The 25,269-nt window shown below is 63.5% G+C and carries 18 protein-coding genes; 5 read left to right on the top strand and 13 right to left on the bottom strand.

Features of this window, described 5'->3' with window-relative positions; genetic code table 11:
* Window positions 1-27: 27 nt before the first annotated feature.
* A complete protein-coding gene (locus THIDRDRAFT_RS16230; protein ID WP_245535871.1) occupies window positions 28-2,508 on the bottom strand; it encodes a diguanylate cyclase in 2,481 nt (826 codons plus the stop codon).
* 201 nt (window positions 2,509-2,709) lie between these two features.
* Between THIDRDRAFT_RS16230 and THIDRDRAFT_RS16225 the strand changes: the two genes are divergently transcribed.
* Window positions 2,710-5,514 carry a 1-acylglycerol-3-phosphate O-acyltransferase gene (locus tag THIDRDRAFT_RS16225; protein ID WP_007041970.1) on the top strand — a complete coding sequence of 935 codons (2,805 nt, stop codon included), beginning with the start codon at window positions 2,710-2,712 and terminating at the stop codon, window positions 5,512-5,514.
* A 209-nt stretch (window positions 5,515-5,723) separates the two neighbouring features.
* Here the strand turns inward: THIDRDRAFT_RS16225 and THIDRDRAFT_RS16220 are convergent, their stop codons facing one another.
* Together THIDRDRAFT_RS16220 and THIDRDRAFT_RS16215 are read right to left on the bottom strand one after the other, a co-directional pair.
* Complete coding sequence (locus THIDRDRAFT_RS16220) at window positions 5,724-6,878, bottom strand: TDT family transporter (RefSeq protein WP_007041969.1); 1,155 nt, start codon at window positions 6,876-6,878, stop codon at window positions 5,724-5,726.
* Window positions 6,875-7,747, bottom strand: coding sequence for a LysR family transcriptional regulator (locus THIDRDRAFT_RS16215; protein ID WP_040845124.1), 873 nt, complete (start codon window positions 7,745-7,747; stop codon window positions 6,875-6,877). The genes THIDRDRAFT_RS16220 and THIDRDRAFT_RS16215 overlap by 4 nt, the downstream gene beginning before the upstream one ends.
* A gap of 639 nt (window positions 7,748-8,386) precedes the next feature.
* Here THIDRDRAFT_RS16215 and katG point away from each other — a divergent pair.
* The 3 genes from katG to THIDRDRAFT_RS23970 all read left to right on the top strand — a co-directional run bounded on the left by katG (window position 8,387) and on the right by THIDRDRAFT_RS23970 (window position 13,892).
* A complete protein-coding gene (gene katG / locus THIDRDRAFT_RS16210; RefSeq protein WP_050984747.1) occupies window positions 8,387-10,567 on the top strand; it encodes a catalase/peroxidase HPI in 2,181 nt (726 codons plus the stop codon).
* Window positions 10,568-11,337: 770 nt separating this feature from the next.
* Window positions 11,338-11,760: a hypothetical protein gene (locus THIDRDRAFT_RS16205; RefSeq protein ID WP_216725646.1), complete on the top strand. Its 423-nt coding sequence runs from the start codon at window positions 11,338-11,340 to the stop codon at window positions 11,758-11,760.
* Between the two features lie 80 nt (window positions 11,761-11,840).
* On the top strand, window positions 11,841-13,892 hold the full coding sequence (locus tag THIDRDRAFT_RS23970) for a tetratricopeptide repeat protein (RefSeq protein WP_007041965.1): 2,052 nt from the start codon (window positions 11,841-11,843) through the stop codon (window positions 13,890-13,892).
* A 347-nt stretch (window positions 13,893-14,239) separates the two neighbouring features.
* Here the strand turns inward: THIDRDRAFT_RS23970 and anfO are convergent, their stop codons facing one another.
* From anfO to THIDRDRAFT_RS16145, 10 genes are all read right to left on the bottom strand, one after another.
* Window positions 14,240-14,950: a Fe-only nitrogenase accessory protein AnfO gene (anfO, locus tag THIDRDRAFT_RS16195; protein WP_007041964.1), complete on the bottom strand. Its 711-nt coding sequence runs from the start codon at window positions 14,948-14,950 to the stop codon at window positions 14,240-14,242.
* A gap of 72 nt (window positions 14,951-15,022) precedes the next feature.
* Window positions 15,023-15,529 carry a pyridoxamine 5'-phosphate oxidase family protein gene (locus tag THIDRDRAFT_RS16190; RefSeq protein ID WP_007041963.1) on the bottom strand — a complete coding sequence of 169 codons (507 nt, stop codon included), beginning with the start codon at window positions 15,527-15,529 and terminating at the stop codon, window positions 15,023-15,025.
* A gap of 13 nt (window positions 15,530-15,542) precedes the next feature.
* Complete coding sequence (locus THIDRDRAFT_RS16185) at window positions 15,543-15,980, bottom strand: hypothetical protein (RefSeq protein WP_007041962.1); 438 nt, start codon at window positions 15,978-15,980, stop codon at window positions 15,543-15,545.
* Between the two features lie 80 nt (window positions 15,981-16,060).
* The gene (anfK, locus tag THIDRDRAFT_RS16180) at window positions 16,061-17,458 is read right to left on the bottom strand and encodes a Fe-only nitrogenase subunit beta (RefSeq protein ID WP_007041961.1); all 1,398 of its coding nucleotides are present in this window, start codon (window positions 17,456-17,458) and stop codon (window positions 16,061-16,063) included.
* A gap of 16 nt (window positions 17,459-17,474) precedes the next feature.
* Window positions 17,475-17,825: a Fe-only nitrogenase subunit delta gene (gene anfG / locus THIDRDRAFT_RS16175; protein WP_007041960.1), complete on the bottom strand. Its 351-nt coding sequence runs from the start codon at window positions 17,823-17,825 to the stop codon at window positions 17,475-17,477.
* Window positions 17,822-19,390 (bottom strand): nitrogenase iron-iron protein, alpha chain, encoded by a 1,569-nt coding sequence (anfD, locus tag THIDRDRAFT_RS16170; RefSeq protein ID WP_007041959.1) that lies wholly within the window; start codon window positions 19,388-19,390, stop codon window positions 17,822-17,824. The genes anfG and anfD overlap by 4 nt, the downstream gene beginning before the upstream one ends.
* Before the next feature lie 34 nt (window positions 19,391-19,424).
* Window positions 19,425-19,796 carry a P-II family nitrogen regulator gene (locus THIDRDRAFT_RS16165; protein WP_007041958.1) on the bottom strand — a complete coding sequence of 124 codons (372 nt, stop codon included), beginning with the start codon at window positions 19,794-19,796 and terminating at the stop codon, window positions 19,425-19,427.
* A gap of 14 nt (window positions 19,797-19,810) precedes the next feature.
* Window positions 19,811-20,128, bottom strand: coding sequence for a P-II family nitrogen regulator (locus tag THIDRDRAFT_RS16160; RefSeq protein ID WP_007041957.1), 318 nt, complete (start codon window positions 20,126-20,128; stop codon window positions 19,811-19,813).
* 25 nt (window positions 20,129-20,153) lie between these two features.
* Window positions 20,154-20,981, bottom strand: a complete 828-nt coding sequence (nifH, locus tag THIDRDRAFT_RS16155; RefSeq protein WP_007041956.1) for a nitrogenase iron protein — start codon at window positions 20,979-20,981, stop codon at window positions 20,154-20,156.
* Between the two features lie 637 nt (window positions 20,982-21,618).
* Window positions 21,619-23,238 carry a sigma-54 interaction domain-containing protein gene (locus THIDRDRAFT_RS16145; RefSeq protein ID WP_007041955.1) on the bottom strand — a complete coding sequence of 540 codons (1,620 nt, stop codon included), beginning with the start codon at window positions 23,236-23,238 and terminating at the stop codon, window positions 21,619-21,621.
* A 386-nt stretch (window positions 23,239-23,624) separates the two neighbouring features.
* Between THIDRDRAFT_RS16145 and THIDRDRAFT_RS16140 the strand changes: the two genes are divergently transcribed.
* A complete protein-coding gene (locus THIDRDRAFT_RS16140; RefSeq protein WP_007041954.1) occupies window positions 23,625-25,172 on the top strand; it encodes a helix-turn-helix domain-containing protein in 1,548 nt (515 codons plus the stop codon).
* Window positions 25,173-25,269 lie beyond the last annotated feature (97 nt).

Below are 25,269 nucleotides of genomic sequence, written 5' to 3'. Positions count from 1 at the left end.
TGTGGCATCTCACGAATTCAAGTGGGTTTACGATTCGGGGGCCTCGCTGGGCATGAACTCGACACGGTTGCGACCCTTGTGTTTGGCCTGGTAGAGCGCGGCGTCCGCCATCTGGATCAGCGTTTGCGGTGAGTTGGCGCATTCGGGGTAAGAGGCCAGACCAATGGACAGGGTAGCCCGGATCTCGACATCTTGATAGCTCATCCGAAAGTTTCCGAACGCCTGACGCAACCAATCGGCACGGGGCAGACAGATCTCGATCGAGGTGTGCGGCAGAAGCACGAGAAATTCCTCTCCGCCATAGCGACAGACGATGTCGCCCTCACGGAAGCGTTCCTGGAGGAGTGCGGCAAGCGACTTCAGCAACGAGTCTCCGGCCGGGTGCCCCCAGGTATCGTTGATGCGCTTGAAATGGTCGACGTCGACCATCGCAGCGGTGAGCGTATAGCCTTCGTGCCTGGCGCGCGCGAACTCGCGCGGTAGGGTCTCGTCGAGATAACGTCGGTTGTGCAGACCGGTCAGCGGGTCGCGAATTGTCTGCTCGGCGAGTTCTTTCTGAAGCAGACGAATGCGCGTCAGGTTCTCGCTGAGTTGGCGATTGGCCTCTTTGAGTGCGCGCTCCATGGAGCGGCGCTCGCTGACGTCGCGTTTGATGGCGACGAAACAGTCGACCTGCCCCTTGACGCTTATGACCGGCGCAATGGTCATCTCCTCCTCGTAGAGCGAGCCGTCCTTGCGTTTGTTGATGAGTTCGCCGCGCCAGATCCGACCGCCAAGGACGGTTTGCCACAGATCGGCGTAGAGGCTCGCATCGTGGCGTCCGCTCTTGAAGGTGCGTGTGTGCGCCCCTTTGAGTTCTTCCAATGCATATCCGGTCTGTTTGGCGAAGGCCGGATTGGCGTAGAGCAGGTATCCCTGGACATCGGTGATGGCGATCGCGTCGCCGGCAGCCTCGATCGCGGCAATACGGGTCCGTAATTCGGCCTCGAGCACCTTGCGTTGAGTGGTGTCGCGGGTGATTCCGAGCAGCTTCACGGGATGCCCAGACTCGTCCAGCACCGGGGTCGTCACGACCTCGGTTTGCACGGTTCCGCCCATTTTGACTGGCTGCTCGATCTCGGTCACTCGGGGCGCGAAATCGATCTTCATCCTGGTTCGCTGCTGTGTCTCGATCGCCTCGACCAGGTGCGCGATCCGGTTCCATGATTCGACCGTCATGGAGTCCTCGATCGGGCGTGCCATTACCTCCTCGGGCGAGAATCCACGCATGGATTTCACCGAGGGGCTGACGTATTCGAGCCGCCGGCGTGCGACGTCCAGGATCCAGATGACATCGCTGCTGTTCTCCGTGATCAGACGGAAAAGCGCATCGTGTTCCTGCAGGCGGCTGTTGATCCGTTCGCGTTCGACGATCTCGCGCGTGAGACGTCGATTCAGACGGGCGATCTTCCAGGTTAGCGCCGAGAGAAGCAGCAGCAACGCCAGGCTGCCGGCCAGCGCGGTCAAGAGTCGGGGATCGACCAGCGGCCTGTTCGGGGCATAGAGGAATCGATCGAGTGAAACGTTCCTTGGCAGCATGTCCAGGTCGGCATAGGTGTCGGCGATGTGTCGCCATCGACCTGGGTTGGTGTGTCCGACATCGATCAGATCGGGACGTATCAGCCGGCGGCTCTCGTTCGCCTCGAAACGGTAGGAATCGCGGTCGCGTTTCTGGCTGTTGTAGCGCTCCATGATGAGATCGATGGCCGTCTCGCTGTGTGTGATCGCCTCGCGCCAGCCAGCGAGGCTGGCATCGAGAAAGCCCTTGACCCGTTTGGGATGACGACGAATCTGATCTTCTGTCGTGAAGAGGATGTCGCCGTAGAAGTCGATTCCGCTCGTCCGGGCCGAGAAGAGGTTGTAGTTGAATCCAAGGCGTCGCAGCTGATAGGGCTCGGTCGTTGAATAGACCGACATGGCGGCGACCCGCCCGGAGATGAGGTCGTCGATGCGTTGGGTGTGAGGTCGGATATCCAGCTGATCGATGGACACGCCTTCCTGTTGGAAGAGGGCGAGGATCTCGGCGGCGCCGGGCTCCAGCATGATGGGTTGGCCGACCAGTTCGTGGAGGTTGGACGCGCGATCGGCGCGTGCCGCCAGGGCGAAGGGCGAATGCTGATAGATGGGCGCGAGGGCGACGACTGGCTGTGTCTGGCGTGCGAGCAGCAGTTCACTGGTTCCAATGCCGAACTCGGCTCGCCCCGAGACCACCTCGTCGACCATGTCCGTGTCGGGTTGCGCCTCGATCAGTGTGACCTCCAGTCCCGCATCCCGGTAATAGCCCTGATCCAGTGCGACGTAATAACCGGCAAACTGGAACTGATGCCGCCATTTGAGCTGTAGCTTGATCTCGTCGAGGGCGCGTGGTTCAGGGGAGAACAGGAGGGACACGCTCGCGACGAAGGCAATTTCGAGCCAGTTTGCTCGCCATCCGAGAGATGGGCGGGCCGAGCGTTCCAGGCTATCCACGATACTGAATCCCTTCCTGATTGGCGGGCCATTGGGTTCAATCATAATGGGTAATCTGTACCGGAAATCGTGAATCCACACGGAACCCGACGCGCGCCGGTTTCCGCCCTGCGCTGACTGTCGGGTGGATGCGGAGCGGCTGGGTGGTGGCAAGGGCTGTGCTAGACTCGGCCCGTCTCGTGCTACCTGACATCATCGACTATGACCGCCTCCAATCTCCCCCCGGACTCTGCCGATCGGTTGCTTGATCTGCTGCGCACCTTCGCGCGTGAATCCAGGCTGCCGGAGCCTCCTGAAGGCATCGGGCTCGATACCCGTCTTGAATCGGATCTCGGGCTCGACAGTCTGAGCCGCTCCGAGCTGATCGCGCGGGTGGAGCAGGGGCTCGACGTGCGCCTTCCGGACCAGGCGCTGATGGCCGCGACCGCAGGCGATCTGCTCCAGATGATCCAGGGCGGGGTGGATGGTACCGAAACCGACCTGTCCGCTGCATCCATTGCTTCCGGCGCTGACGACCTAGAGATTCCGGCCGGCGCGCGCACCCTGCTTGAGGTGCTCGACTGGCACCGGCGGCACGCGGGCGATCGCACCCACATTCTCTATTACGACGGCGAGGATCGCGCTCACCCCATCCGCTATGCCGATTTGGCGCAGGGTGCCTCGCGGGTGGCGGCACGACTGCGTCATGCCGGGATCAGTCCGGGCGACACGGTCGCCGTGATGCTGCCGACCGGCCCGGACTATTTCTTCAGCTTCTTCGGCATCCTGGCCGCCGGTGGCGTGCCCGTGCCCATCTATCCGCCGGCGCGACCCCAGCAGATCGAGGACCATCTGCGCCGGCACGCCCGTATCCTGGACAACGCAGGGACCAGCTTTCTGATCACGGTCCCCGAGGCGCGCACCATCGCCAAGGTGATGCAGGTCCAGGTCGGCTCGCTGCGCGAGGTGCTGACGCTCGAAGACATCGAGACCGAGACCCCGCTCGACGATTGGGCCGCGCCCGAGCCGAACGACATCGCCTTCCTCCAGTACACCTCGGGCAGCACCGGCGATCCCAAGGGCGTGACCCTGTCGCACGCCGATCTGCTGGCCAACATCCGGGCCATGGGCGAGGCCATCGCCATCCGTGCGGACGACGTCTTCGTCAGCTGGCTGCCGCTCTATCACGACATGGGACTGATTGGGGCTTGGCTCGGCAGCCTCTATTTCGGCGTGCCGCTTATCTCCATGTCGCCGCTCGCCTTCCTGGCCCGCCCCCGGCGCTGGCTGCAGGCCATCCATCAGCATCGAGGGACGCTCTCGGCGGCCCCCAACTTCGCCTACGAACTCTGTCTGACCCGCATCTCGGAGTCGCAGATGGAAGGGCTCGATCTCAGCTGCTGGCGCCGCGCCTTCAACGGCGCCGAGCCGGTCAGCGCCCAGACGCTGCGCCGTTTCGCCGAGCATTTCGCCCCTTGCGGTCTGCGCGAGGAGGCGCTGGCGCCGGTTTATGGTCTGGCGGAGGCGGCGGTCGGTCTGGCCTTTCCACCGGTGGAGCGCGGACCGCGCGTCGATTGCATCGATCGGGTCAGATTCGCCAATTCGGCCTACGCGCTGCCGGTCGACTGCGAGGATCCGGACGCCATGGAGGTGGTCGCCTGCGGCCGTCCGCTGCCTGGATACAGGGTGCGCGTGGTGGACGGCGAGGGTCGCGAGCTGCCCGAGCGTCACGAGGGGCTGCTTCAGTTCCAAGGGCCGTCGGCGACGCGCGGCTATTACCGCAATCCAGCGGCGACTGCGCGGCTCATCCGCGACGGCTGGCACGAGACCGGCGACCGCGCCTATCTGGCCGGGGGCGATATCCATCTGAGCGGGCGGGTCAAGGATCTCATCATCCGTGGCGGTCGCAACATCTATCCCTACGAGGTCGAGCAGGCCTTGGGCGAACTGCCCGGTATCCGCAATGGCTGCGTGGTGGCCTTCGCCGCGACCGATCCCAAGCAGGGCAGCGAGCGTCTGGTCATCGTCGCCGAGAGCAAGGAGCGCGACCCCGGCCGCCGGACGGCGCTGCAGCAGCGTGCCCGCGAGCTGGCGACCGACGTCCTGGGCGTGCCGCCGGACGAGATCGTGCTGGCACCGCCGCGCGCCGTGCTCAAGACCTCCAGCGGCAAGCTGCGCCGTGTCGACACGCGCGAGCGCTATCTCGCCGGCAAGCTGTTCGAGGGTCCGCCGCGTCCGGTCTGGCAGCTGGCTCGGGTCGGCATCTCGGGCCTTTGGGGTCGGATCTCGCGTCTGGTGAGCGACCTGCCGGGAATCCTCTATGCCCGTTACGCCTGGGTGCTCTTCTATCTGTTCGCGCCCGGCTTCTGGATCGCGGGCACGCTGGTTCCGACCCTGGGACTGCGTTGGACATTCACCCGATTCGGCTTGCGTCTGCTCGGCGCTCTAACCGGGATGCGGGTGCGTGTCTCGGGGCGCGAGAACCTGGACGCGGCTCCGTCACCATGCGTTTTGGTCGCCAATCATCAGGGCTATCTGGATGCCCTGGCGCTCATCCTGGCGCTCGATCGGCCGGTGTCCTTCGTCGCCAAGCGCGAGCTGACGGCGACGCCCTGGGTCGGCCGCTATCTGGCGCGCATGGGGACGCTCTTCGTCGATCGTTTCGATGTGCAGCGCAGCAGCTCCGAATCCGCCCAACTCAACGCCGCGCTGGAGCGGGGCGCGAGCCTGCTCTTCTTCCCCGAGGGGACCTTCCGCGAGCAGCCGGGTCTGATGCCGTTCCGCATGGGCGCCTTCGCCGCCGCCGCACAGGCCGGGGTGCCCGTGATTCCGATCGCCATCAAGGGCACGCGCGAGCGCATGCCGGGCGACAGCTTCCGTCCCACGCCTGGCCGGGTCGAGGTGACCCTGGGCGCGCCGATCCGACCCGAGGGCAGCGATTGGCCGGCCGCCGTCGCGCTACGCGAGGCGGCGCGGGATTTCATCGCTGGTCACAGCGGGGGGCGGATTAGGTCGCGGATCTCGTGAATCCGCTCCCTTTGCGGTTTTTGAGGGGCGCGAGCGCCGCCGCGAGCCGGTCGAGGAGCTTGTCGCCATAATCGGCGCGATCCTGGCCATTCAGCTCGTACTCGGCGATGTAATAGCCGTCCCTCGGCCGCAATCCTAGCCCGAGTTTTTCCGGTGGATGTGCAATCCTTGTTATGCCCACGTCGAGATGCCGTTCGGTGCGTTTGGCCTCAATTGACCGCCGCGATGCATGGCGAGACGAAGAGCGAGCCTTTCCAGCCGCCTTGCAGGGTGCGCGCGCTGACCAGCAGCCACATCGAGGCCAGTACGACGACGAGTAGGGTGCCGAAGATCGAGAAGAAGCTGACCTGGAAGAGCGTGCCGAGCTTGAGTGTGGCGAGGGTGTAGACCCCGAGCGGGAAGGTATAGCCCCACCATCCGAGGTTGAAGGGAATGCCGGCGCGGAAGTAACGGATCGTCACCAGAATGGCCAGCAGGAACCACCAGAATCCGAATCCCCAAAGCAGAAGGGCGACCAAGGCGCCGAGGCTGGCTGCGGCGATGCCGATTTCGGGCAATTGTTGGGCTGCGAAGATGTCCGGTGCGCTTGCGCCGAGCAGCAGCATGCCGAGCGCGCCGGTGCCGATGGGGCCGAGCGCGAGCCAGCTGGATGCGGCCATGTTGACGTGTGGCAGTTTATGCAGGGCCATGCGCAGAATCAGGATGACCAGGATTCCCATGGCGAGCGGGACGGAATAGGCCCAGAGCACGTAGCTGACCATCAGTGTTTGGAACTGGGCGCTTGCGTCCGCCAGGTGCGGTGCGAGCAGCCCGCCGCTGGCGGCGGCGACTTCTGCGGCGACTACGGGCAACAGCCAGACGGCGGTCATCTGGTCGATGCGATGCTCCTGGAGGGTGAACATCAGATAGGGGATGAGGACGCCGCATCCGATCGATAGAGCAACATCGAGCCACCAAAGCCCTTGCGCGACCAGGATCATGTCGTCGCCCCAGCGCGGTATGCCGAAGACGAGAAAGCCGTTGATGATGGTTGCGAGCCCCATTGGAATGGTGCCGATGAACATGGACACGACACTGTGGCCGAAGATGCGGCTGGCCTCGCGTCTGAACAGGATCCAGCGCGCTGTGTAGAGCAGGGTGAACAGCAGGAAGAGGCCGATGTTGAACAGCCAGAGTCCGGCGCCAAGCTGCGAGAACAGCGCGGGTGCCCCTGGCACTTGCGGTAAGGCGAGCGCCAGGATGCCGGTCCCCATGGTGGCGGCGAACCAGTTCGGGGTGAATTGCCGGATGACCTCTCGCGGGTGTTCAAGCTGGTGAAAGGGCTTGAATCCTTGCGCGCGGTTATTGAAAGAGGCGGTGGTCATGGATGACTGTCCTGGATGAGATCGAGCAGGGCCTTGGCCGCCTGGCTGACGCGGCGCTCGCGATGCAGAAGGGCGCTGAAGGTGCGCTCGGGGAGGGGAAGGGGAATGGTGTGCAATGCACCGGTGCTCAGGGCGCGCGCGACGACGAGTTCGGGGAGGACGGCGATGCCGGCTCCGGCCTCGACAGCGGTACGGACCGATTCGTTCGATGGCAGGGTGAGCGCCACATCGAGATCCTCGATGCGCTTTCCGCGCTGGCGCAGGATCTCCTCGAAGGTCGAGCGTGTCCCCGATCCGGGTTCGCGCAGGATCCAGCGTGCCTTTCCGAGCCAGTCCTCGCCGAGGTCTTCGGCTGGAATCCGGCTCACCAGGACCATGCGATCCTGAGCGAGGGGCCAGCGTTCGAGCGCCGGATGCTCGACCGCACCCTCGACGAAGCCAAGCTCGGCCATGCCGTTCAGCACGCGTTTCGCCGATTGTTGGGTGTTCGCAACGGCAACCTCGACGGTGAGTCGCGGGTGACGCTCGCGAAATGCCGCCAGGTGGCGAGGCAGCCAATATCCCGCGATCGTATGACTCGCGACCAGGCGTAGCGTCCCGCGCGTCAGGCCGCCGAGCTGGCTCAGGGTCAGCTCGGCGCTGGCGACGGATCCGAGCACGCCGCGCGCCTCTTCGAGGAACTCGCGCCCGGCTTCGGTCAGCTCGATCCCTCGGCCGACACGATGGAAGAGCGCCACGCCGTAGCGCGATTCCAGTGCCGCAATGGCGGCGCTCGCCGCTGACTGCGTGACATTGAGTGACTCCGCAGCCTTGGTCATGTGCTCGCGCTCGGCGACGCCGACGAAGATGCGCAATTGTTCGAGTGTCATGCCCGTTTTCATGGCGGGCAAGACTAAGGCCGACCGAATCGACACATCAAACAAATTATTTTGGTCGAATCGATCATAAATCGCGATTGGTTGGTCGGGAGGTTCTGCAACGGGTTCCGCTCGGATCTCATGCGGGTTCGGAATTGTGAGCGGGGTGGGAGCGGAACAGATGGGTTGATCGGTCGAGACCAGAAGCGCCGGTTCCATCTATGGCGCTTACCTGTCATGAGAATCGGTATTTCCGATTATGGTTGCCGTCATGATCGGTCTATCTTTTGTTGAGGCACGAAGGGCATGGACTCATGTGCTCTATTCGTGTACGGCGCGGGTCGGCGTTGGAGTACGAGCACGCTGGAATTCATGCCGACGCCGCGCGAAACAAATGAGATACACCAATGACGAGGAGACGATTCAATGCACAGAACAACCCTCTCCGCCGCCATCATGGCGGCGCTGTTCACCGCACCCGCAGCCCTAGTCGCCCAAGCCGAAACCGAGTCTGACCAGCCCCCACGCAAGGCCCACGCAGAATTTGGTCTCTCTCTTCCCTCGTTCGACTGGGTCCAGAAGAAGTCCAGTCGAGTCGATGTCGCGCGCACGGAAGGCGCGAACGCGACCCCGTCGACCAAGGATGCGGCCATGGCCGACACACAGGCCCCGGCCATGGCGTCCGGCAAGCCGAGGCCCAACCAGTTCTGGTGGCCCGATCAGCTTAACCTCCAGCCGCTGCGCGACCATGACCCGGCGTCCAATCCGTACGGCGAGCACTTCGATTACGCCAAGGCATTCGCCAGCCTGGATCTCGATGCCGTGAAGAAGGACCTCAAGGCCATGATGACCACCTCTCAGGACTGGTGGCCGGCCGACTTCGGCCACTATGGACCTCTGTTCATCCGCATGGCCTGGCACAGCGCCGGCACCTACCGCGTCGCGGACGGGCGCGGCGGCGCCGGTGGCGGCCAGCAGCGCTTCGACCCGCTCAATAGCTGGCCCGACAACGTCAACCTCGACAAGGCGCGGCGTCTGCTCTGGCCGATCAAACAGAAGTACGGTCGGAGTATCTCCTGGGGCGACTTGATGGTTCTGGCCGGTACCGTCGCCATGGAGGACATGGGCTTCAAGACCTTTGGCTTCGCCGGCGGCCGAGCGGACGACTGGGAGCCTGAGATCATCAACTGGGGCCCGGAAGCCGAGATGCTGGGACGGAAGCGTTACGACGAACAAGGGAAGCTGGAAAACCCACTCGCCGCCACGCAGATGGGGCTCATTTATGTGAATCCGGAAGGTCCCGGCGGCAACCCGGACCCGCTCGCGGCCGCAAAGCAGATCCGCGTGGCCTTCGGCCGCATGGCCATGGACGATGAAGAGACCGTCGCCCTGATCGCCGGCGGCCACACCTTCGGCAAGACCCACGGCGCGGGCAAGCCGTCCGAGTGCGTGGGTCCCGAGCCGGCTGCGGCGCCTATCGAGCAGCAGGGACTCGGCTGGGCCAACAGATGCGGTAAGGGCAATGCCGAGGACACCATCGGCAGCGGACTGGAAGGCGCCTGGACCCAAGCCCCGACGCAGTTCACGATGCTGTATCTGACGAACCTCTTCAACTTCGACTGGGAACAGACCCGCAGCCCGGCCGGCGCCATTCAGTGGACGCCCAAGGACGGAGCGGGTGCCGACACGGTTCCGGACGCCCATGTCGCGGGCAAGCGGCACGCCCCGATGATGTTCACGACGGATCTGGCACTGAAGTTCGATCCGAAATACCGCGAGATCTCCAAACGCTTCCTGGATAACCCCGAGGAATTCGAACTCGCCTTCGCCAAGGCCTGGTTCAAGCTGACGCACCGCGACATGGGACCGCGCGCACGCTACCTCGGCTCCGAGGTGCCCGATGAGATGCTGATTTGGCAGGACCCGATCCCTCAGGTCGACTACCAACTGGTCGACGCACAGGATATCGCCGATCTCAAGCAGACGATCCTCGACTCCGGTCTTTCCCCAGCGGAGCTGGTGCGGACCGCGTGGGCATCGGCCGCCACCTATCGCGACTCGGACATGCGTGGAGGAGCCAACGGCGCGCGTATTCGTCTGGCACCGCAGAAGGATTGGCCGGTCAATGATCCGCCGGAACTGGCGAAGGTGCTGGAGACGCTGGAAGGTATCCAAAAGGACTTCAATGCCTCGACGACCGGCGGCAAGCAGGTCTCCCTCGCCGACCTCATCGTTCTCGGTGGCGCTGCCGCGATCGAGCAAGCAGCCAAGGCTGCCGGCTACGAGGTCGAGGTGCCTTTCAACCCCGGTCGAGCGGATGCGACTCAGGATCAGACCGATGTCGATTCCTTCGCCGTCCTCGAACCGACCGCAGATGGTTTCCGCAACTACTTCGGGAGTGACAATGGCGCATCGCCGACGGAGATGCTGGTCGACCGCGCGGACCTACTGGGCCTGACGGTTCCCGAGATGACCGCACTCGTCGGCGGCATGCGGGCTCTGGGTGCCAACGCCGGCGGCGTCAAGCATGGGGTGCTCACGGACCACCCCGGCACCTTGAGCAACGACTTCTTCGTCAATTTGCTCGACATGTCGACCCAGTGGTCGAAGTCGGCGGATGAGGAGGGCATCTACGATGGACGCGACCGCGCCTCGGGTGAGCTGAAGTGGACAGCGACGCCGGTGGACCTGATCTTCGGATCGAATGCAGAGCTGCGTGCCGTCGCCGAAGCCTATGCATCGGCAGACGGTGACGAGGAATTCGTCCGCGACTTCGTTGCCGCATGGAGCAAAGTGATGACAGCCGACCGCTTCGACCTGAAGCAAGGCTAGGAAGACACGGCTCGGGTCGGGGCTATCTCAGCCCGACTCGAGCCGTCGAGCATTCGCGATTGATGCCTACGCAGCCTGGTTCGTAGGGCGCAATAGCGCAGCGTATTGCGCCGGAAGGACATTGGCACAGGTCCATCGGATTGGTGGCACAAAGACGCAATTCGACGTGCGAAGGACATGCGGCGTTTGTTGCGTCTTGAGGTGAGCTGCCTGCCAACCATGCGGCGCAATACGCTATCGCTATTACGCCCTACGCAGCCTGGTTCGTAGGGCGCAATAGCGCAGCGTATTGCGCCGGAAGGACATTGGCACAGGTTCATCGGATTGGTGGCACAAAGACGCAATTCGACGTGCGAGGGACATGCGGCGTTTGTTGTGTCTTGAGGTGAGCCGCCTGCCAACCATGCGGCGTAATACGCTATCGCTATTACGCCCTACGCGGGCTATCTCCGCTGACGGCTGGCAGGCTTGATGCGCCGCAGGTCTACCCCGCACCTATCCTCACCGCTATCATGCCCCCCAGACCACTGGTGACAGGTCCGACAACCCGCCCAGGGTGCTCATCAGCTACGCCCAATACGACGGCGCCCACGGCACGGGGTGCCGGAACTCGCCCACCCACAGGCCCCGAAGGTCTGGCCAGCGGAGCTGGACAAGTAGCAGATTCACGGGTTGACCAACTGGTTGCAGTGGATCGGGAGACAAACCGATCAAACATTCAGCGATGATTCGATCAAGGTGACTGTATGAGTGGAAGTACTGGACAAGGCTTGACCGACGAATCCGCCTCCGTCCAATCGCACCTGCAAATCATGCAAGGTGTGATTCAGCGCATGGCCGCGAACAGCAGTTCCTGCAAGACCTGGTGCATCACCATTGTCTCGGCGATTCTCGTCTTGATGGCGGACAAGGATAAACCCGAGCTTGTCTGGGTCGCGCTGTTCCCGTCGATCCTGTTCTTCGTGCTGGATGCCTACTACCTAGCGCTGGAGAAGGCATTCCGAGCCTCCTACAACGCCTTCCTCGAGAAACTGCACACCGGACAGTTACAGCCGGAAGACCTCTACGCCGTGGCTCCAGAAGGCCGCATAGGGCAGCACCGTAAGGAGGCCGCCAAATCATTCTCGGTATGGGGGTTCTATGGCTTCCTGATCGTCCTGGTCGCCATTGGGTGGTGGCTCATCCGGCAATAACCCTCCGCGCCAGGACGTGGGGTACACGCCATTCGAGTCCACCGCTATCATGCCCCCAGACACGCCGTCAGGGAGCCCCCATGAGCACCGGTGACACATCCTCCAGACCGCCACGGATCTTCATCAGCTACAGCCACGACAGCCCCGAGCATGCCGAACGGGTGCTGCAGCTGGCCCTGCAGTTGCGCCGGGACGGCCTCGATGCCCGGCTGGACCGCTTTGAGACCGAATCCCCCCAGGGACCGTCCCAGGGCTGGCCGCGCTGGTGCGCCGAGCAGATCCTCGCCGCCGACTTCACCCTCCTGGTCTGCACCGCCACCTACCGCCAGCGCTTTCTCGGGCTGGAGACCTACGGCCAGGGACGCGGGGTCAAGTGGGAGGCCAAGGTCATCCACAACGTCCTCTACTACCGCGAGGTCAACACCGGTTTCATCCCGCTCATCCTGCGCCCCGAGGACACCGATCAGATCCCGGAGACGGTGCGCGATGCCTCGCACTACCTGATCGCGGGGACGGTGCCGGCCGACGCCGGCTATCTGGACCTCCGCGAGCGTCTCGCTCAGGGCCGATCCTGGCCACCCTTGCCCCTCCCGGAGCCGAGCCAGGCCCCGCCAGCAGTCCCCTGGGACGCCACCATCCCCACCGGGCTTGTATGGGCGTCGTCCGAGCACATCACCCAGGCCCTGGAGCAGATTCAGCAGGCCCAGACCACCCATGAGCGCCGCTCCCGGTGGCGGCATTGGGTGCTCGCCATGCTCATCCTGGTGGTGCTGGGCGCCGTCGGAGGCTTGGGCTGGCAGCAATGGCAGACGCGCCACGTCCTGTTCGATCCGGTGGCCCTCAAGGCCCGGATGGGAGCCCAGATCGAGGAGACCTTCCAGGCCAAGCTCGCCAGGCTCAAGAAGACGGGCGCTCGGGCACCGCAGATCGACGGGCTCTACCGCTGGCGTGAGGAGGCCGAGGGGCAGCTCGATCAGGCGGTGGCCTTCGTTCAGCGGATTTCGGAGACCGAGCGCCAATCCCTCACCGCCGAGGCCGCCCGGGTGGCGCAGGAGCGCGGCGTCGAGGCAGCCTTGGAACTGCTCACCCAGCGGCTCGAAGAGGCAGGCGAGCGCCACAAAGCCCGTGCCCGCGAGCTGGCCGAGGCGGCGCTGTTCAAAGCGGATCTGCATGAGACACGGCTGGAACGCACGGAAGCGCGGGCTGCCATCGAGCAGGCGATCGCACTGGATCACGGCTGGTGGGAACCGCACAACCGGCTTGGCATGCTGGCGCTCGATCAGGCCGATTGGAAGCAGGCGGAGCGATCCTTCCAGCAGGCTCGGCTGCTGGTGACCGAAAAGACCGACGAAGCGACGGTGATTAACAACCTGGCCCAGCTCCTTCAGGCCACCAATCGTCTGGGCGAGGCCGAGCCGCTGATGCGCCGAGCGCTGTCGATCGACGAGGCGAGCTACGGCCCCGAGCATCCCAATGTGGCCATCCGGCTCAACAACCTGGCCCAGCTCCTGAAGGCCACCAACCGCCTGGGCGATGCCGAGCCGCTGATGCGCCGAGCGCTGTCGATCGACGAGGCGAGCTACGGCCCCGAGCATCCCAAGGTGGCCATCCGGCTCAACAACCTGGCCCAGCTCCTTCAGGACACCAACCGCCTGGGCGAGGCCGAGCCGCTGATGCGGCGCGTGGTCGGCATCTTCGAGGTGAGCTACGGCCCTGAGCATCCCAACGTCGCCACGGCGCTCAACAACCTGGCCCAGCTCCTTCAAGCCACCAACCGCCTGGGCGATGCCGAGCCGCTGATGCGCCGCGCGCTGTCGATCGACGAGGCGAGCTACGGCCCCGAGCATCCTGATGTCGCTGTCGACCTCAACAACCTGGCCCACCTCCTTCAGGCCACCAACCGCCTGGGCGAGGCCGAACCGCTGATGCGGCGACATGTCGTCATCTTTCTGATCTTTACCCGACAGAATGGATACGCTCATCCGCATCTGAGCGCGGCATTTCAAAATTACCGAACCTTGCTCAAAGAAATGTCACTCGATGAGACCGAAGCCCAGCAGCGCATCGACTCCCTCGGCTCCGAAGCCGGTCTCGACGAAAACCAATACCGCCAGCTCTTGCAGACCCTTTGAGACCACAACCCACGCCTGGCGACCGATCACTCACAAGAGCACAAAACCGCCCCGGCCCCCACAAACAGCCCCCATCGTTTGGAGAATGGACATGTCACCGGGCGACATCTTGGCCACGCTGGACGACTGCGAAGAGGTGATCGAATCCTCGTTCTCGTCAGGGAGGTCAGAACCTAACTGTCCCGTCGACAGCTGCCTCCAACGGAAAAGGCGTGCTTGTCCGCACCTGAGACATTTCGCCCAATCTGCAGGTAGCGAACGCCGACAGCGCGCGTCGTGCTGATGGTGGGGTTTTGCTTGGAGCTGCGACCACTCCTTGGTGTGCAACGTTTGCGTTGGGGCTTTCGCTAGGCGCAGCCGCCTCCCTGGCAACCGCCGCCCGTGCGCCCGGGGGCGTGAGCTTTGCCGTGGTTGCCGCATCCAATCGTTGGGGGCGGTGAGGTGATCGTCCGCTCCCCGATTGGGCGAATGAGGAGCCGGTAGGCGCTGTCCTGGGTCTCCTGCTGCTCCCAGTCGAGGCCGAGCGCCGGTAGCTGTTTGTCGAGCCAGCGCGGCGGGTGGTCGCAGACGACCTCTAGTCGTCTGAAGTCGGTCTGCTCCAGGAATGGAATGAGGACGATCTGTGAGTTGAGGCTGGAATCGCTGGCGAGCACGGCGGCGAGGTCGATTCGATAGGTGCCCTTGCTGTCGCCTGACTCGAAGAATCGGGCCGGGTCCGGCATTTCGATTGCGGACTGTTCGATCTCATGCCGGACCGCGTCGAGTGCGGCCTCGGGCGGTCCGTCGAGGCGCCACAGACGCAGTCCCAGGTTCTGCAGCAGGGTGACGGCGATGCCCTTGACGTCGCGCACCAGCAGCGCCTCGGCGCCGTCGAGCAGGCTGCCGAGCTGTTCGGTGCGTTGTGTGAGCTCGCTGATCGAGCCCGCGCCGATGCCCTTGAAGGCGGTATCCGATAGCTGTTGCCAGGTGCCGTCCTGGTGCGCGAAGAGGCGCAGGACGCCCGGCTCTTGTGGCGACAGGGGCTGGCCCTGGCTGTCGATGCAGGCGGCAATCTTCATCGTTGACTCTCCCGATGGACGTGGACGGTCGGTACGGCGATTTCCCGGTCGTGCGTGGAGGCGGTTGCGCGTTTAGCCGAAGCCGTGGCTCTTGCCCTTGATGGATTCGATCTCGATCCGGATCACGGCGGTAGCGTCGAGATTGGTCTTGGGATAGGTGAAGGCGTGCTCGCTGAAACGGGCGACGATGCGATCGAGCGCAGCGATCTTTTCGGCCTCGTCCTCGATGAAGCAGGCGCGGCCGAAGCCGATGACGGTGCGGTGTTTGGCCTCGAAGTCGCATGCCTGGTCGCTCTCGATGACCCCTTGGTCGACCGAGATGGCGAAGCAGACCTTGTCGTTGCGACGCATGATGCCGATCTTGCTGCCGCCCTTGGCCGAGTGGATGAAGAGCGAGCGCCCGTCGTAGGCGTAGAAGACCGGGACGACGAAGGGGACGTTCGCGTCCGATAGGGCCAGATTCATGACCCGGGTCGATTGGATGATGGCGTCGATCTCGGCGCGTTCGGTGATCTCGCGGTCGCTGCGCCGCATGGCGGCGTGCGGGTGCCGCGCGGATTGGGGTTGGTTCGTGGTCATGCTCTGGATTCCGTTAGACCTGTCCGGCCCGCAGTGACGGCGTGTCGGCGGTGTGAGGTGGCTCGAACATCTGCGACAGCGCGTCGCAGATGGTCAGGGTGCGATCGGCGTCGATCTGGATCGGTGTGCCGTGGTGGTAGTTCTCGAGCGAGCAGATGCCGAAGATTGTGTCGAGCGAGAGGATGGCCGTCTTCAGCTCGGGCGTGAACGTCACGGCTTCCTCGGCGACTGTCACCAGACTGCCGTAGTCGTGATTGAACGGCAGGATCTCGTGACGGGCACAGAGCGCGATCAGATAGGCCTCGATCGCCACGGCGGCGATGTTGAAGACGAGGCTCGCGCGCTCGCCGTCGGTGGCGAATTGCACAGCGCGCTGGTGATAGCCTCGGGCGTCGGTCAGGCAGCGCTGGAGTTTCTTCTCGTGCGTTTCGAAGAGGACGAGTGACATCATCGAACCTGCTGGTGGTTGGGGCGCGCCGCTCCCGTGCGGGGAGCGGTCGGGCCGGTGTCAGTGACGGGGCGCGGTTGCGGCTACCAGACGTTGAGTACCCACTCCTTGTTCTTTTTGTATTCCATGTCGGTGAAGAGGGTGTTGGCCATCTGCTCGGCGAGCCAGGCCGCGCCCTCGTACCCGACCACCGGGTAGCGGTAGAGACCGGCCCGGTCGTAGGTCGGGAAGCCCACCCGCACCATCGGCACGTTGCATTCCATCGCCGCGAAGCGCCCCTTCGAGTGCCCGAGGATCAGGTCCAGCTCCAGCCCCTCGTTCTTGACCCGGTTCTCCAGATCCCACAGGTCGGCGTTGGTGATGATCTCCATCGGGTAGTCGACGTTCTGCTGGATCGCCTGGATGCGCGGATCGTCCGGGTAATTGGCGTTGTCGTCGCCGAGCAGCAGCAGGACCGGCTTCATCTCCAGGTCCAGACAGAACTCGGCGAGTCCGATCACCAGGTCCGGATTGCCGTAGATGGCGACCCGCTTGTCGGCCAGGAACATGTGCGTGAGGTCGGTCAGGGCATCGATGGCGATGCCCCGTTCCACTACCAGCGAGTGCGAGATCGGCTTGCCGGTGAGCGTCTTCAGGTTGGCCAGGAAGGTATCCGTGTTGCGGATGCCGATCGGGGTCGGACCGACGATGGTCGGCTGGTTGAACTCGCTTTCCAGGTACTTGGCCGCCTGGCCCCCCTCATAGCGGTTGAGCGCGAGGGTGGCGCTGGCGCTGCCGGTGCTCTTGAGATCCTCAATGGTGGTGCTGCCGTGCGAGACGTAGTTGCCGTCGGGCATCAGCGGCGAATCGAAGCTCTCGATCTCGAACAGCACGTTGGCCTGGATGTCCATCTCGGTCATCAGATGTTTGAGCGCCTTGACGTCGCCGGGGTTGACCCAGCCGGTGATCAGGTTGACCTTGCCGTTGGGCTCGCCGGGCTCGCCGGGCTCGGCGAAGTACTTGACGAAGTCTCTCACCGCGACGTCGTAGCCGCTGACCATGCTGCCGACGAAGCTCGGGGTGTGGATGGGGATGAGGTGGACCTCGCGTCCCGCGTACTTTTCCTGCAGCAGCCCCTCGTTGAGCTTGCGCACCACGCCGTCGATGTCGTCGCCGATGACCTCGGTCGAGCAGGTGCTGATGATGGGCACCACCTTGACGTGCGGATAGCGCATCAGCAGCACGTCCACTGCCTGCTCGACGCGGTCGAGCGCGCCGAACACCGCGCCGTCCTCGTGCACCGAGGAGGAGGCGATCTCGAAGCTCTCCTTCAGGTGCTGCGAGATCAGCAATCGCACGAACATGACGCAGCCCTGGCCGCCATGGACGATGCCGATGCACTCCTTGATGCCGATGCTGGCGTACTGGGCGCCGGCCGGCTGGCAGGTGAAGATCGGGTTGATGGTCCCGATCCGGTCTTTCTCTTTGAGTTCGCAATGCATGGTGTTCGATCCCCGGTCAGTACATCTGGTCGGTCAGCTCTTCGTTGAGCGAACCGTCGATGGTCAGATAGTCGAGCCGCTCGTGCAGCCCCTGCATCAGATCCTTGATCTCGGGCACGCTCATCCCGGCCAGCCAGGGCAAACGTTCCCGGAATGCCTCGGCCAGACAGACCGCGTCGACCCAGTAGCAGCGGTCGGCAGGGGTCTCCAGCGCGACGTGCTCGTCGCACAGCAACTGGGTGGTCTTGCTCAGAATGCCCTGGTTCTGGTCGCGCCGGTCCCAGGCGCGCGAGTGGAACTGCCACAGGCACTTCTTCATGATGTAGTCGAGCATCTGCTCGATCCGTTCGGTCTTCAGGTCGCTCATGCCGCAGCCTCCTGGGCACCCTGGCGCGCGAACTCGGGATAGGTGCGCTCGCGCAGCTCGGCGACCATGTCGTACTTGCCGGTGTAGCGTCGCAGGTTGGGATCGTTCCTGACCGCCTCGGGCAGGTCGGCGTCCGAGATCATGCGCGCGGTCTTGAAGCCCTTGTCGGTCGGGATCTCGTCCTTGCTGATGTCGAGCTTGGAGAGTTCGTGGATCGGCGAGTAGATGCCGTTGTAGATGTCGCGGGCGAAACGGACCCAGCCCTCCCAGCCCTTCCAGGGGCCGTTGTGATAGGCGTGGGCGTTCAGATAGGGCACGCGGATCTTCTTGGCTACCTCGCCGGGACGCTTGCCGGTGAAGATGATGTCCGGCTGGAGCCTGTTCATGGCCTCCAGACCTTCCAGCTCGTTGGGGTCGTCGATGGCGAGCGCGCCCTGCTCGCAGCGGGCGATGCCCTTCTCCATGTCGCCCTGATGGCCGAACTTGGTGTAGACCGAGACCACGTCCAGGCCCATTTCATCGTGGATGACGTGCGCCCAGTGCCAGAGCTTGGAGCCGCCCGGCCAGAGGCAGACCTTCTTGCCGGTCAGGCGCGCCTTGTACCAGTCGAGCTCGGGCTTCCAGCGCGCGGTTTCCTCGTCGATGATCTTCTGTGCACGGTCCTCGATGCCGAAGAAGAGACCGACCTTGCGCAGCGAGTTGCCCAGCGGCTCGAAACCGAAGCCGTCGATGTCCAGGCGCGGGATGCCGTACTTCACGCGCAGCTCGTTGCAGATGTATTCGGCCGAGCGGGCGCACTCCAGGACGTTGAGATGCGCCTTGTGCATGGCACGCAGGTCGTCGTAGGAGCCGTTGCCGGTGAAGGTGGAGAGGATCTGGATCCCCATACGCTTGAAGAAGTCCTGCATCACCTCCTGGTCGCCCTGGATGTTGTACTCGCCCACGTAGTTGATCACGTAGTCGCTGGTGATTTCGGGCTCGACCGTGCCGACCTTGTTCTTGATCCAGGCGATGTTGATCTTGTGGTGACCGCCGGACTGACTCGGGCCGGCGAAGCCGGGCGAGTTGCAGACGAAGATGTCGACGTCCGGCAGCTCTTCCATGACCTCCTGGGCGATGGCGTCGATGTCGTCGCCGATCAGGGCCGTGGCGCAGGTCTGATAGATGGTCATCCGCTTGATGTCGGGATGCGCCTTGAACGCCTCGATGATGTTCTGCTTCAAGAGCTTTTCGGCACCGAAGACGATGTGCTTCTCCTTCACGTCGGTGGCGAAGGTGTACTTGAGCTGGAAGTTGTCGTTGTCGCTGATGTAACGCTTGGTCTGCCAGGTGTCGTAGGTGCAGCCGACCGGACCGTGACTGATGTGGATCACGTCCTTCATCGGCGTGCCGATCACGTGCTTGGCGCCGCAGTAGGCGCAGCCGCGCTCGGAGATGGTTCCGGGGATGGTGTTGAGATAGCCGAGGGGCAGGGCGTCGGCCAGGGTCTCGCCCGGTCCTTTGACGACCGCGTGCTTCTTGCGCTCGGGAATGCAGGTGCTGCATTCGAATTCATGGTATGGCATGGCTGGTGCTCCGAATGGGCGCTCCGAATGGCGGTTAAAGGATGGCGTGCTCGCCGGTTTCCTTGGTCCGGACCCGAACGGCGTCGTCGATCGGGCAGACGAAGACCCGACCGTCTCCGATCTGCTCGGTGCGATTGACCTGGATGATGGCCTGCACCACCGGCTGGACGTCGGTGTCGCCGACCACGATGCTCAGCAGGCGCTTGGGGATGTACTTCATGCCCCGCGAGCGGCCCTGTCCCTGCAGCTCGGCCGGCAGTTCGCAGCTGACCTCGTTGGCGATTCCGCGCTGTTTGCCGCGCCCGGTCGCCGGGATGGCGGTGAAGCAGGGGAAACCGAGCTCCTCAAGCGCCGCCTTGGTGGCGGCGACCTTTTTGGGTCGGATGATGGCGATGATCTCTTTCATGGGATCCTCCGGCCTCAGAGCCCGGGTTGGCCGGTACGCACCGTGAAGGCTTCATCGACCGGGGAGACGAAGACCTTGCCGTCGCCGAAGTTGCCGGTGTAGGCCTTGAAATTGACCAGCTTGACGATCTCCTCGACGTCATCGTCCTCGGCCACCATCAGGATCATGGTCTTGGGCAGCTCGTCATAACGGATGCTGCCGAGCGAGATCCCTTTCTGCTTGCCGCGCCCGAAGGCGTGGACCTGAGTCATGGAGTAGAAGCCCGCATCGGCGAGTGCCTCGGCGACACTGTCTGCGGCGTCCGGACGTACGATCGCTCGAATCATTTTCATTGCATTGACTCCCGTCTCTCGCCGATTAATCCATGAGCCCGTATTTGACGACCATGTCTTCGAGCTGCTCCATGCTGAGCGGATTGGGAATTACCAGGTCCTCGTTTTCGATGATCTTGCGTCCGAGTTCGCTGTATTCGCGCGCCTGGTTTTCCTCGGGGTTGAATTCGGTGACCGTCTTCTTATTGAATTCGGCCTTCTGTACGATATTGTCGCGTGGTACGAAATGGATCATCTTGGTGCCGATGGCGGCGGTGAACTCCTCCAGGAATTCGCGTTCGCCGTCGACCTTGCGGCTATTGCAGATGATGCCGCCCAGGCGCACGCCGCTTTGCTTGGCATATTTCACCAGGCCCTTGCAGATATTGTTGGCGGCATAGATGGCCATCATCTCGCCCGAGGCGACGATATAGACCTCTTGTGCCTTGCCATCGCGAATCGGCATGGCGAAACCGCCGCAGACCACGTCGCCGAGCACGTCGAAGAAGACGAAGTCCAGATCATCGGTATAGGCGCCGCGCGCCTCCATGAGATCGATAGCGGTGATGACGCCACGGCCGGCACAGCCGACGCCCGGCTCCGGACCGCCAGACTCCACGCAGCGGATATCCTTGAATCCGGCCTTGATGACCTGGTCGTTGGTGATTTTCTCCGCGCCCTTGTCGCGCAGCACGTCCATGAGCGTTTGCTGCGGCTTGCCGCCCAGAATCAAGCGCGTGGAATCCGCCTTGGGGTCGCAGCCGTGAATGAAGACCTTCTGTCCATGGAAATGAGCGAGTGCCGCAGCCGTATTCTGCGTGGTGGTGGACTTGCCGATACCGCCCTTGCCGTAGATAGCGACTTTGCGTGTCATGATTTCGGTTTCCTATTCGGTCTTTATTGAATCAATGAGAGTGAGTGAAGATTCGGCCGGATTGGGAGATCGCCCCGGCATGAATCTATTTGCAACGGGTGTGCCAGGAATTGAGTTTCCGATCCGTGGCTGGTGCGCTCACTCGCTGCGTTTTGTGGAAGTCGTTGAAATAAAATGACTTGATATGGCTGGCGCTGTTTTTTGATGAAGCTAAAGCCAACTCGGAATATTTATTCGGCGTTTTTTGTTCCTGGATGAACGAAATATCATTCGGTTTTTGGAGCTGCCATTTCGAAAGAGTTACCTCTCGGGTGCAATTTCGGTGGGATTGTTCGCGAGACGTCAATTCGGGTTTCGTCATGCGGATCGGCTGCTGATGGAGCTGTCTGAACTGGTTCGCTGGATCGGCGGCGTTTCCTGGGAGCAAGACCGGCGGCCGAGTGGCAACCCGGCGCGGCAACGCAGGCTCAACGTCGGATTCAAGATGGAAGGCGCTGACCGATTGAGCATCGGTCAGCCAGTGAGCGCATGAAGCAGGGGATGCCCCGAGGTGGAGCCGGGGACCTGGAAGGGAGGGAAGGGAGGGAAGGGAGGGAAGGGAGGCGAAGGCGGATAAGCCTTCGGTGGAGCGTAGGGGTCAGTCGAGTGCGTCGGTGACTCGGGTGCGGAAGGTCTTGTAGCTGATGCGGTGTCTTTGCATGCGGATGCCCAGCATGCGGCGGGTGAGCCCGAGTTCCTTGGCGGTCTCGCCGACGTTGCCGTTGTTGTTCTTCAACGCCTCGACGATCATTTCGTATTCGACTGCGCGCAGCTTGTCTTCCAGCGTGAGCGCGTTGGTGGTGCCGCTCTCGTGCGAGGTCTGAATCGAGGGCGGCAGGTCGTAGCTGTGTATGACCCCGTCGTCGGACAGGATTACCGCGCTCTCGATGACGTTCTCCAGCTCGCGCACGTTGCCGGGCCAGTGATAGCTCATCAGCATGTTGAGCGCCGGGGTCGCGATGCGCTTGACGCTTTTGCCGTTCTCGGCGGCAAAGCGGTTGACGTAGTGGTCGGCCAGGGTGATGACGTCGCTGCCGCGCTCGCGTAGCGGCGGGAGGGTGATGCAGAAGACATTGAGCCGGTAGTAGAGGTCCTCGCGGAAGGTGCCGTTCTCGACCATCTCGATCAGGTTGCGGTTGGTGGCGGTGATGATGCGCAGTTCGACCCTGACCGGATTGATCCCGCCGATCCGCTTGAAGCTGCGCTCCTGTAGTACCCGCAGCAGCTTGGCCTGGTTGGCCAGACTCAGTTCCCCGACCTCGTCGAGAAAGATGGTGCCGCCGTTGGCCTGCTCGAAGCAGCCCTTGTGGGTCGCTATTGCGCCGGTGAAGGACCCCTTCTCGTGACCGAAGAGCTCGCTTTCGACCAGGTTTTCCGGGAAGGCGGCGCAGTTGGATTTGACGAATGGGCCTTCGGCGTAGGGGCTGTTGTAGTGGATGGCGCTGGCGACCAGTTCCTTGCCGACGCCGCTTTCGCCGAGGATGAGCACGGTCGCGCGCGTTCCGGCCACCTTGCGGATGTGCTCGTAGACCTGCTGCATCGGTTTGGAGTTGCCGATGATGTTGGACGGTTTGAAGCGGCGCTTCAGGGCGTTCTTGAGCCGACGGTTCTCGTTCTCCAGACGCACCTTGTCGATGTTTTCAAGCAGATACAGCTCGACCACGGGCGCAATCATGGAGGCGATGGTTGCGAGCAGCTTGACGTCCTGATCCAGCAGGCGTCGGCTCATGTAGATGCGCTCGGCACAGAGGGTTCCCAGGACCTTTTCGGCGCGCATGATGGGCACGCAGATGAAGGATGCGTTGGCGCTGCCACGCTCGGCGTGTGCCCGGGTGCGATCGAGAAAGTCCAGGCTTTCGTTCAGTCGGGGGACGACGATCGCCTTGCCGGTCTCGACCACTTTGCCGGTGACGCCTTCGCCGGGCGCGTAGATGCCGCGCCCCTTCTCCTCCTCGGTGAGTCCGAAGCTGTCATGGATTCCGATGGTGTCCGAGTGACGGTCGTAGAGCATGACCATCCCTCGGTGCATCTTCAGTGGCTGCTGCATCACCTCCAGGATGATGGCGAGCAGCGCCGAGAGGTCGGCGTTGCGGGTGCTGACATGACCGATCTTGTGCAGGATCGGCAGCACATTCACTCGGCATTCGCCGGTGAAGCAATGGGTGAAATCTGCCTGTATCTCGTCGAGGTCGAGTTCGAGCGTGGGTGTGTCTGTCATAAATGGCGGAGCGGATGCTGCGGGTACGATCTGCCTAGCACAGCAAGTCGAGTGCCAGGAGCAGGGACCCGAGCGTCCTTGGCCTTGGCAGATCGCAGCGCGGCGGCCTGTCTGCGCTGAGGATTGCCCCGCGTTTGGCCGTTAGGCTCGGTCGGAAAAGTGACGGAAAGGTACATCCGCCTTTCGGTGTGTTCCGAATGGGTCGATTTCGGTCGGTGCCGTGGCGAATTCGCCGTTTCAGGCAAGCCGCTGGTTCTCGAAAGCCAGCGTATGTCCTCTATCGGCTGAATCTTGTCCGGTGTCTGTCCTGTCGCCGGCAACCGATTCTGGCTAGATTTTGTGTCGAGGATCGGCCCGTCGCCGATCCCATCGAAGGGAGCCGGACCATGGGCAGCAATTGGTTGAGGGGGCCGCGAGAGGCCGTCGAACCCGATGGACTCACGCAAGAGGCGCTGGCTGCGGCGCTGAATGTCAACGTCAAGACGATCCAGCGGCTGGAGCGGTGTGGTTCAGACACCCCGCAGCAGGTGCGCTACGAGGATCTGGCGAAAGAGGTCGGTGTTTGCCCGATCCAGCTGACCGAGAATCATGCCCGCGACCTGGACGCCAACGGGCAGTCCCCACATGCCCAGCGTGCCCGCGATGCGGCCGACCGGCTGCGTCGGGCCAAATATTTCCCGACCATCGATCCGGCGCCGATTCGGCGTGCGCTTGCTGCCTGCGATGCAACTGGGCTCGTCGAGCGCATCGCCGAGCGCGAGTCGGGTCTGCCTGATGCCCTGACTCAGGCCGCGCACATCGCCCGGTTGCTGGACGAGGGCAGACTCGCTGACTTCAACAATCTGGTCGACATCCCGCTCGACGAGACCATCGCCCGCGCCGCGACGGCCGATCACCTGGATACCCTGGGGCTGTTTCTCCGGACGATCATCCTGGCCTGTGCCGCTGCCGATGACGGACTTGCTCCCGGTCGTTGGCACCAGCATCACGGTGAATCCAAGGCGTGGCCCTTCCGGGCGCTGATCGATCGGGCGCGACGGCTCGATGGCATGCGCCTGGTGCGAGCGGTCCCGGACACCGCCGAGGCACGGCTCGACGACAGCCAGGGTTCCACCCGCGCGGTGCGTTCTGGCAACGTCACCCAGCTCAGTGTCGATGCGCGACTGCATCAACTCGTCTGCGCATTCGCCGATACGCTCGGCACGGTCGATCAGGACAGACCCGCGCTGACCGACAGTCGTGCCTTCGAGGACTTTCGCCAGAGAGTCAACAGAGAACTGTCCCGACACAACAGCCGCCACTCGCACGTCTTCGGTCTCTGGGAGCAGTGCGCCTGTGAGGCGGAAGACGTCAAAAACGGTCTGTTGAGGCTGTTGCCGAACCTGGTCTTGTTCGATTGCGGCGATCCGAGGCGCGCCAGCACCGTGCTACGTGCCGATAGCGAAATGCTGGAGACCTGGTACGCAGCGCATCTGCAGGCGGTCGACGGGCGTCGTCGAATCCTCGCGACGACTCCCGAGCAAGCAACGCAGTCCACCCAATCAATCCCCAGACCGGAGTCGACAACCATGACCGAGTCCCAAGGCGCACCCGTCCAGTTCAACGTCAACATTCACTCCGGCAATGGTCCCGCCAATATGGCCGCCGGGCCGGCGCAGGCCCATCAGCACAACCTGACCACCCCGCAGGCCGAGCTGCTGCCGCTGCTCGAGCGCTTGCTCGCAGAAACCGGCACCGGGGAGTCTCGCTACGCCGATCTACGCAAGGCGTGCCGCAGCGCCCAAGGGGAGGTGGAGGAGAACCAGCCGATTTCAGAGGCCACGAAGTCCCTGTTCCAGCGCGCGATCGGTGCTCTGCCCGCCGCCGACAAGGTCGTCGAACTCGCCACCAAGGCCACTGACCTGCTCGGCAAGATCCCGGGGCTAGTGGCATGAGCGCGGCAATTGGCGGCCAGGCGGAGGCCGATCGCTACGCCGCCATCGCCGCGCGGGTCGGCGCCGTCCTCCGGCTCCCCGCCACCGGCGCCTGGCC

The sequence above is a fragment of the Thiorhodococcus drewsii AZ1 genome, assembly GCF_000224065.1.
Lineage (GTDB): Bacteria > Pseudomonadota > Gammaproteobacteria > Chromatiales > Chromatiaceae > Imhoffiella > Imhoffiella drewsii.
The sequence above is the reverse complement of the archived record's forward strand: the minus strand, read 5'-3'. Positions and strand labels throughout refer to the sequence as shown.

Coding starts and splice junctions, on each gene's coding strand:
- THIDRDRAFT_RS16225 (WP_007041970.1), top strand. CDS start 2,710: ATGACCGCCTCCAATCTCCCCCCGGACTCTGCCGATCGGTTGCTTGAT.
- THIDRDRAFT_RS16220 (WP_007041969.1), bottom strand. CDS start 6,878: ATGACCACCGCCTCTTTCAATAACCGCGCGCAAGGATTCAAGCCCTTT.
- THIDRDRAFT_RS16215 (WP_040845124.1), bottom strand. CDS start 7,747: ATGACACTCGAACAATTGCGCATCTTCGTCGGCGTCGCCGAGCGCGAG.
- katG (WP_050984747.1), top strand. CDS start 8,387: ATGGCCGACACACAGGCCCCGGCCATGGCGTCCGGCAAGCCGAGGCCC.
- THIDRDRAFT_RS23970 (WP_007041965.1), top strand. CDS start 11,841: ATGAGCACCGGTGACACATCCTCCAGACCGCCACGGATCTTCATCAGC.
- anfO (WP_007041964.1), bottom strand. CDS start 14,950: ATGAAGATTGCCGCCTGCATCGACAGCCAGGGCCAGCCCCTGTCGCCA.
- THIDRDRAFT_RS16190 (WP_007041963.1), bottom strand. CDS start 15,529: ATGACCACGAACCAACCCCAATCCGCGCGGCACCCGCACGCCGCCATG.
- THIDRDRAFT_RS16185 (WP_007041962.1), bottom strand. CDS start 15,980: ATGATGTCACTCGTCCTCTTCGAAACGCACGAGAAGAAACTCCAGCGC.
- anfK (WP_007041961.1), bottom strand. CDS start 17,458: ATGCATTGCGAACTCAAAGAGAAAGACCGGATCGGGACCATCAACCCG.
- anfG (WP_007041960.1), bottom strand. CDS start 17,825: ATGAGCGACCTGAAGACCGAACGGATCGAGCAGATGCTCGACTACATC.
- anfD (WP_007041959.1), bottom strand. CDS start 19,390: ATGCCATACCATGAATTCGAATGCAGCACCTGCATTCCCGAGCGCAAG.
- THIDRDRAFT_RS16165 (WP_007041958.1), bottom strand. CDS start 19,796: ATGAAAGAGATCATCGCCATCATCCGACCCAAAAAGGTCGCCGCCACC.
- THIDRDRAFT_RS16160 (WP_007041957.1), bottom strand. CDS start 20,128: ATGAAAATGATTCGAGCGATCGTACGTCCGGACGCCGCAGACAGTGTC.
- nifH (WP_007041956.1), bottom strand. CDS start 20,981: ATGACACGCAAAGTCGCTATCTACGGCAAGGGCGGTATCGGCAAGTCC.
- THIDRDRAFT_RS16145 (WP_007041955.1), bottom strand. CDS start 23,238: ATGACAGACACACCCACGCTCGAACTCGACCTCGACGAGATACAGGCA.
- THIDRDRAFT_RS16140 (WP_007041954.1), top strand. CDS start 23,625: ATGGGCAGCAATTGGTTGAGGGGGCCGCGAGAGGCCGTCGAACCCGAT.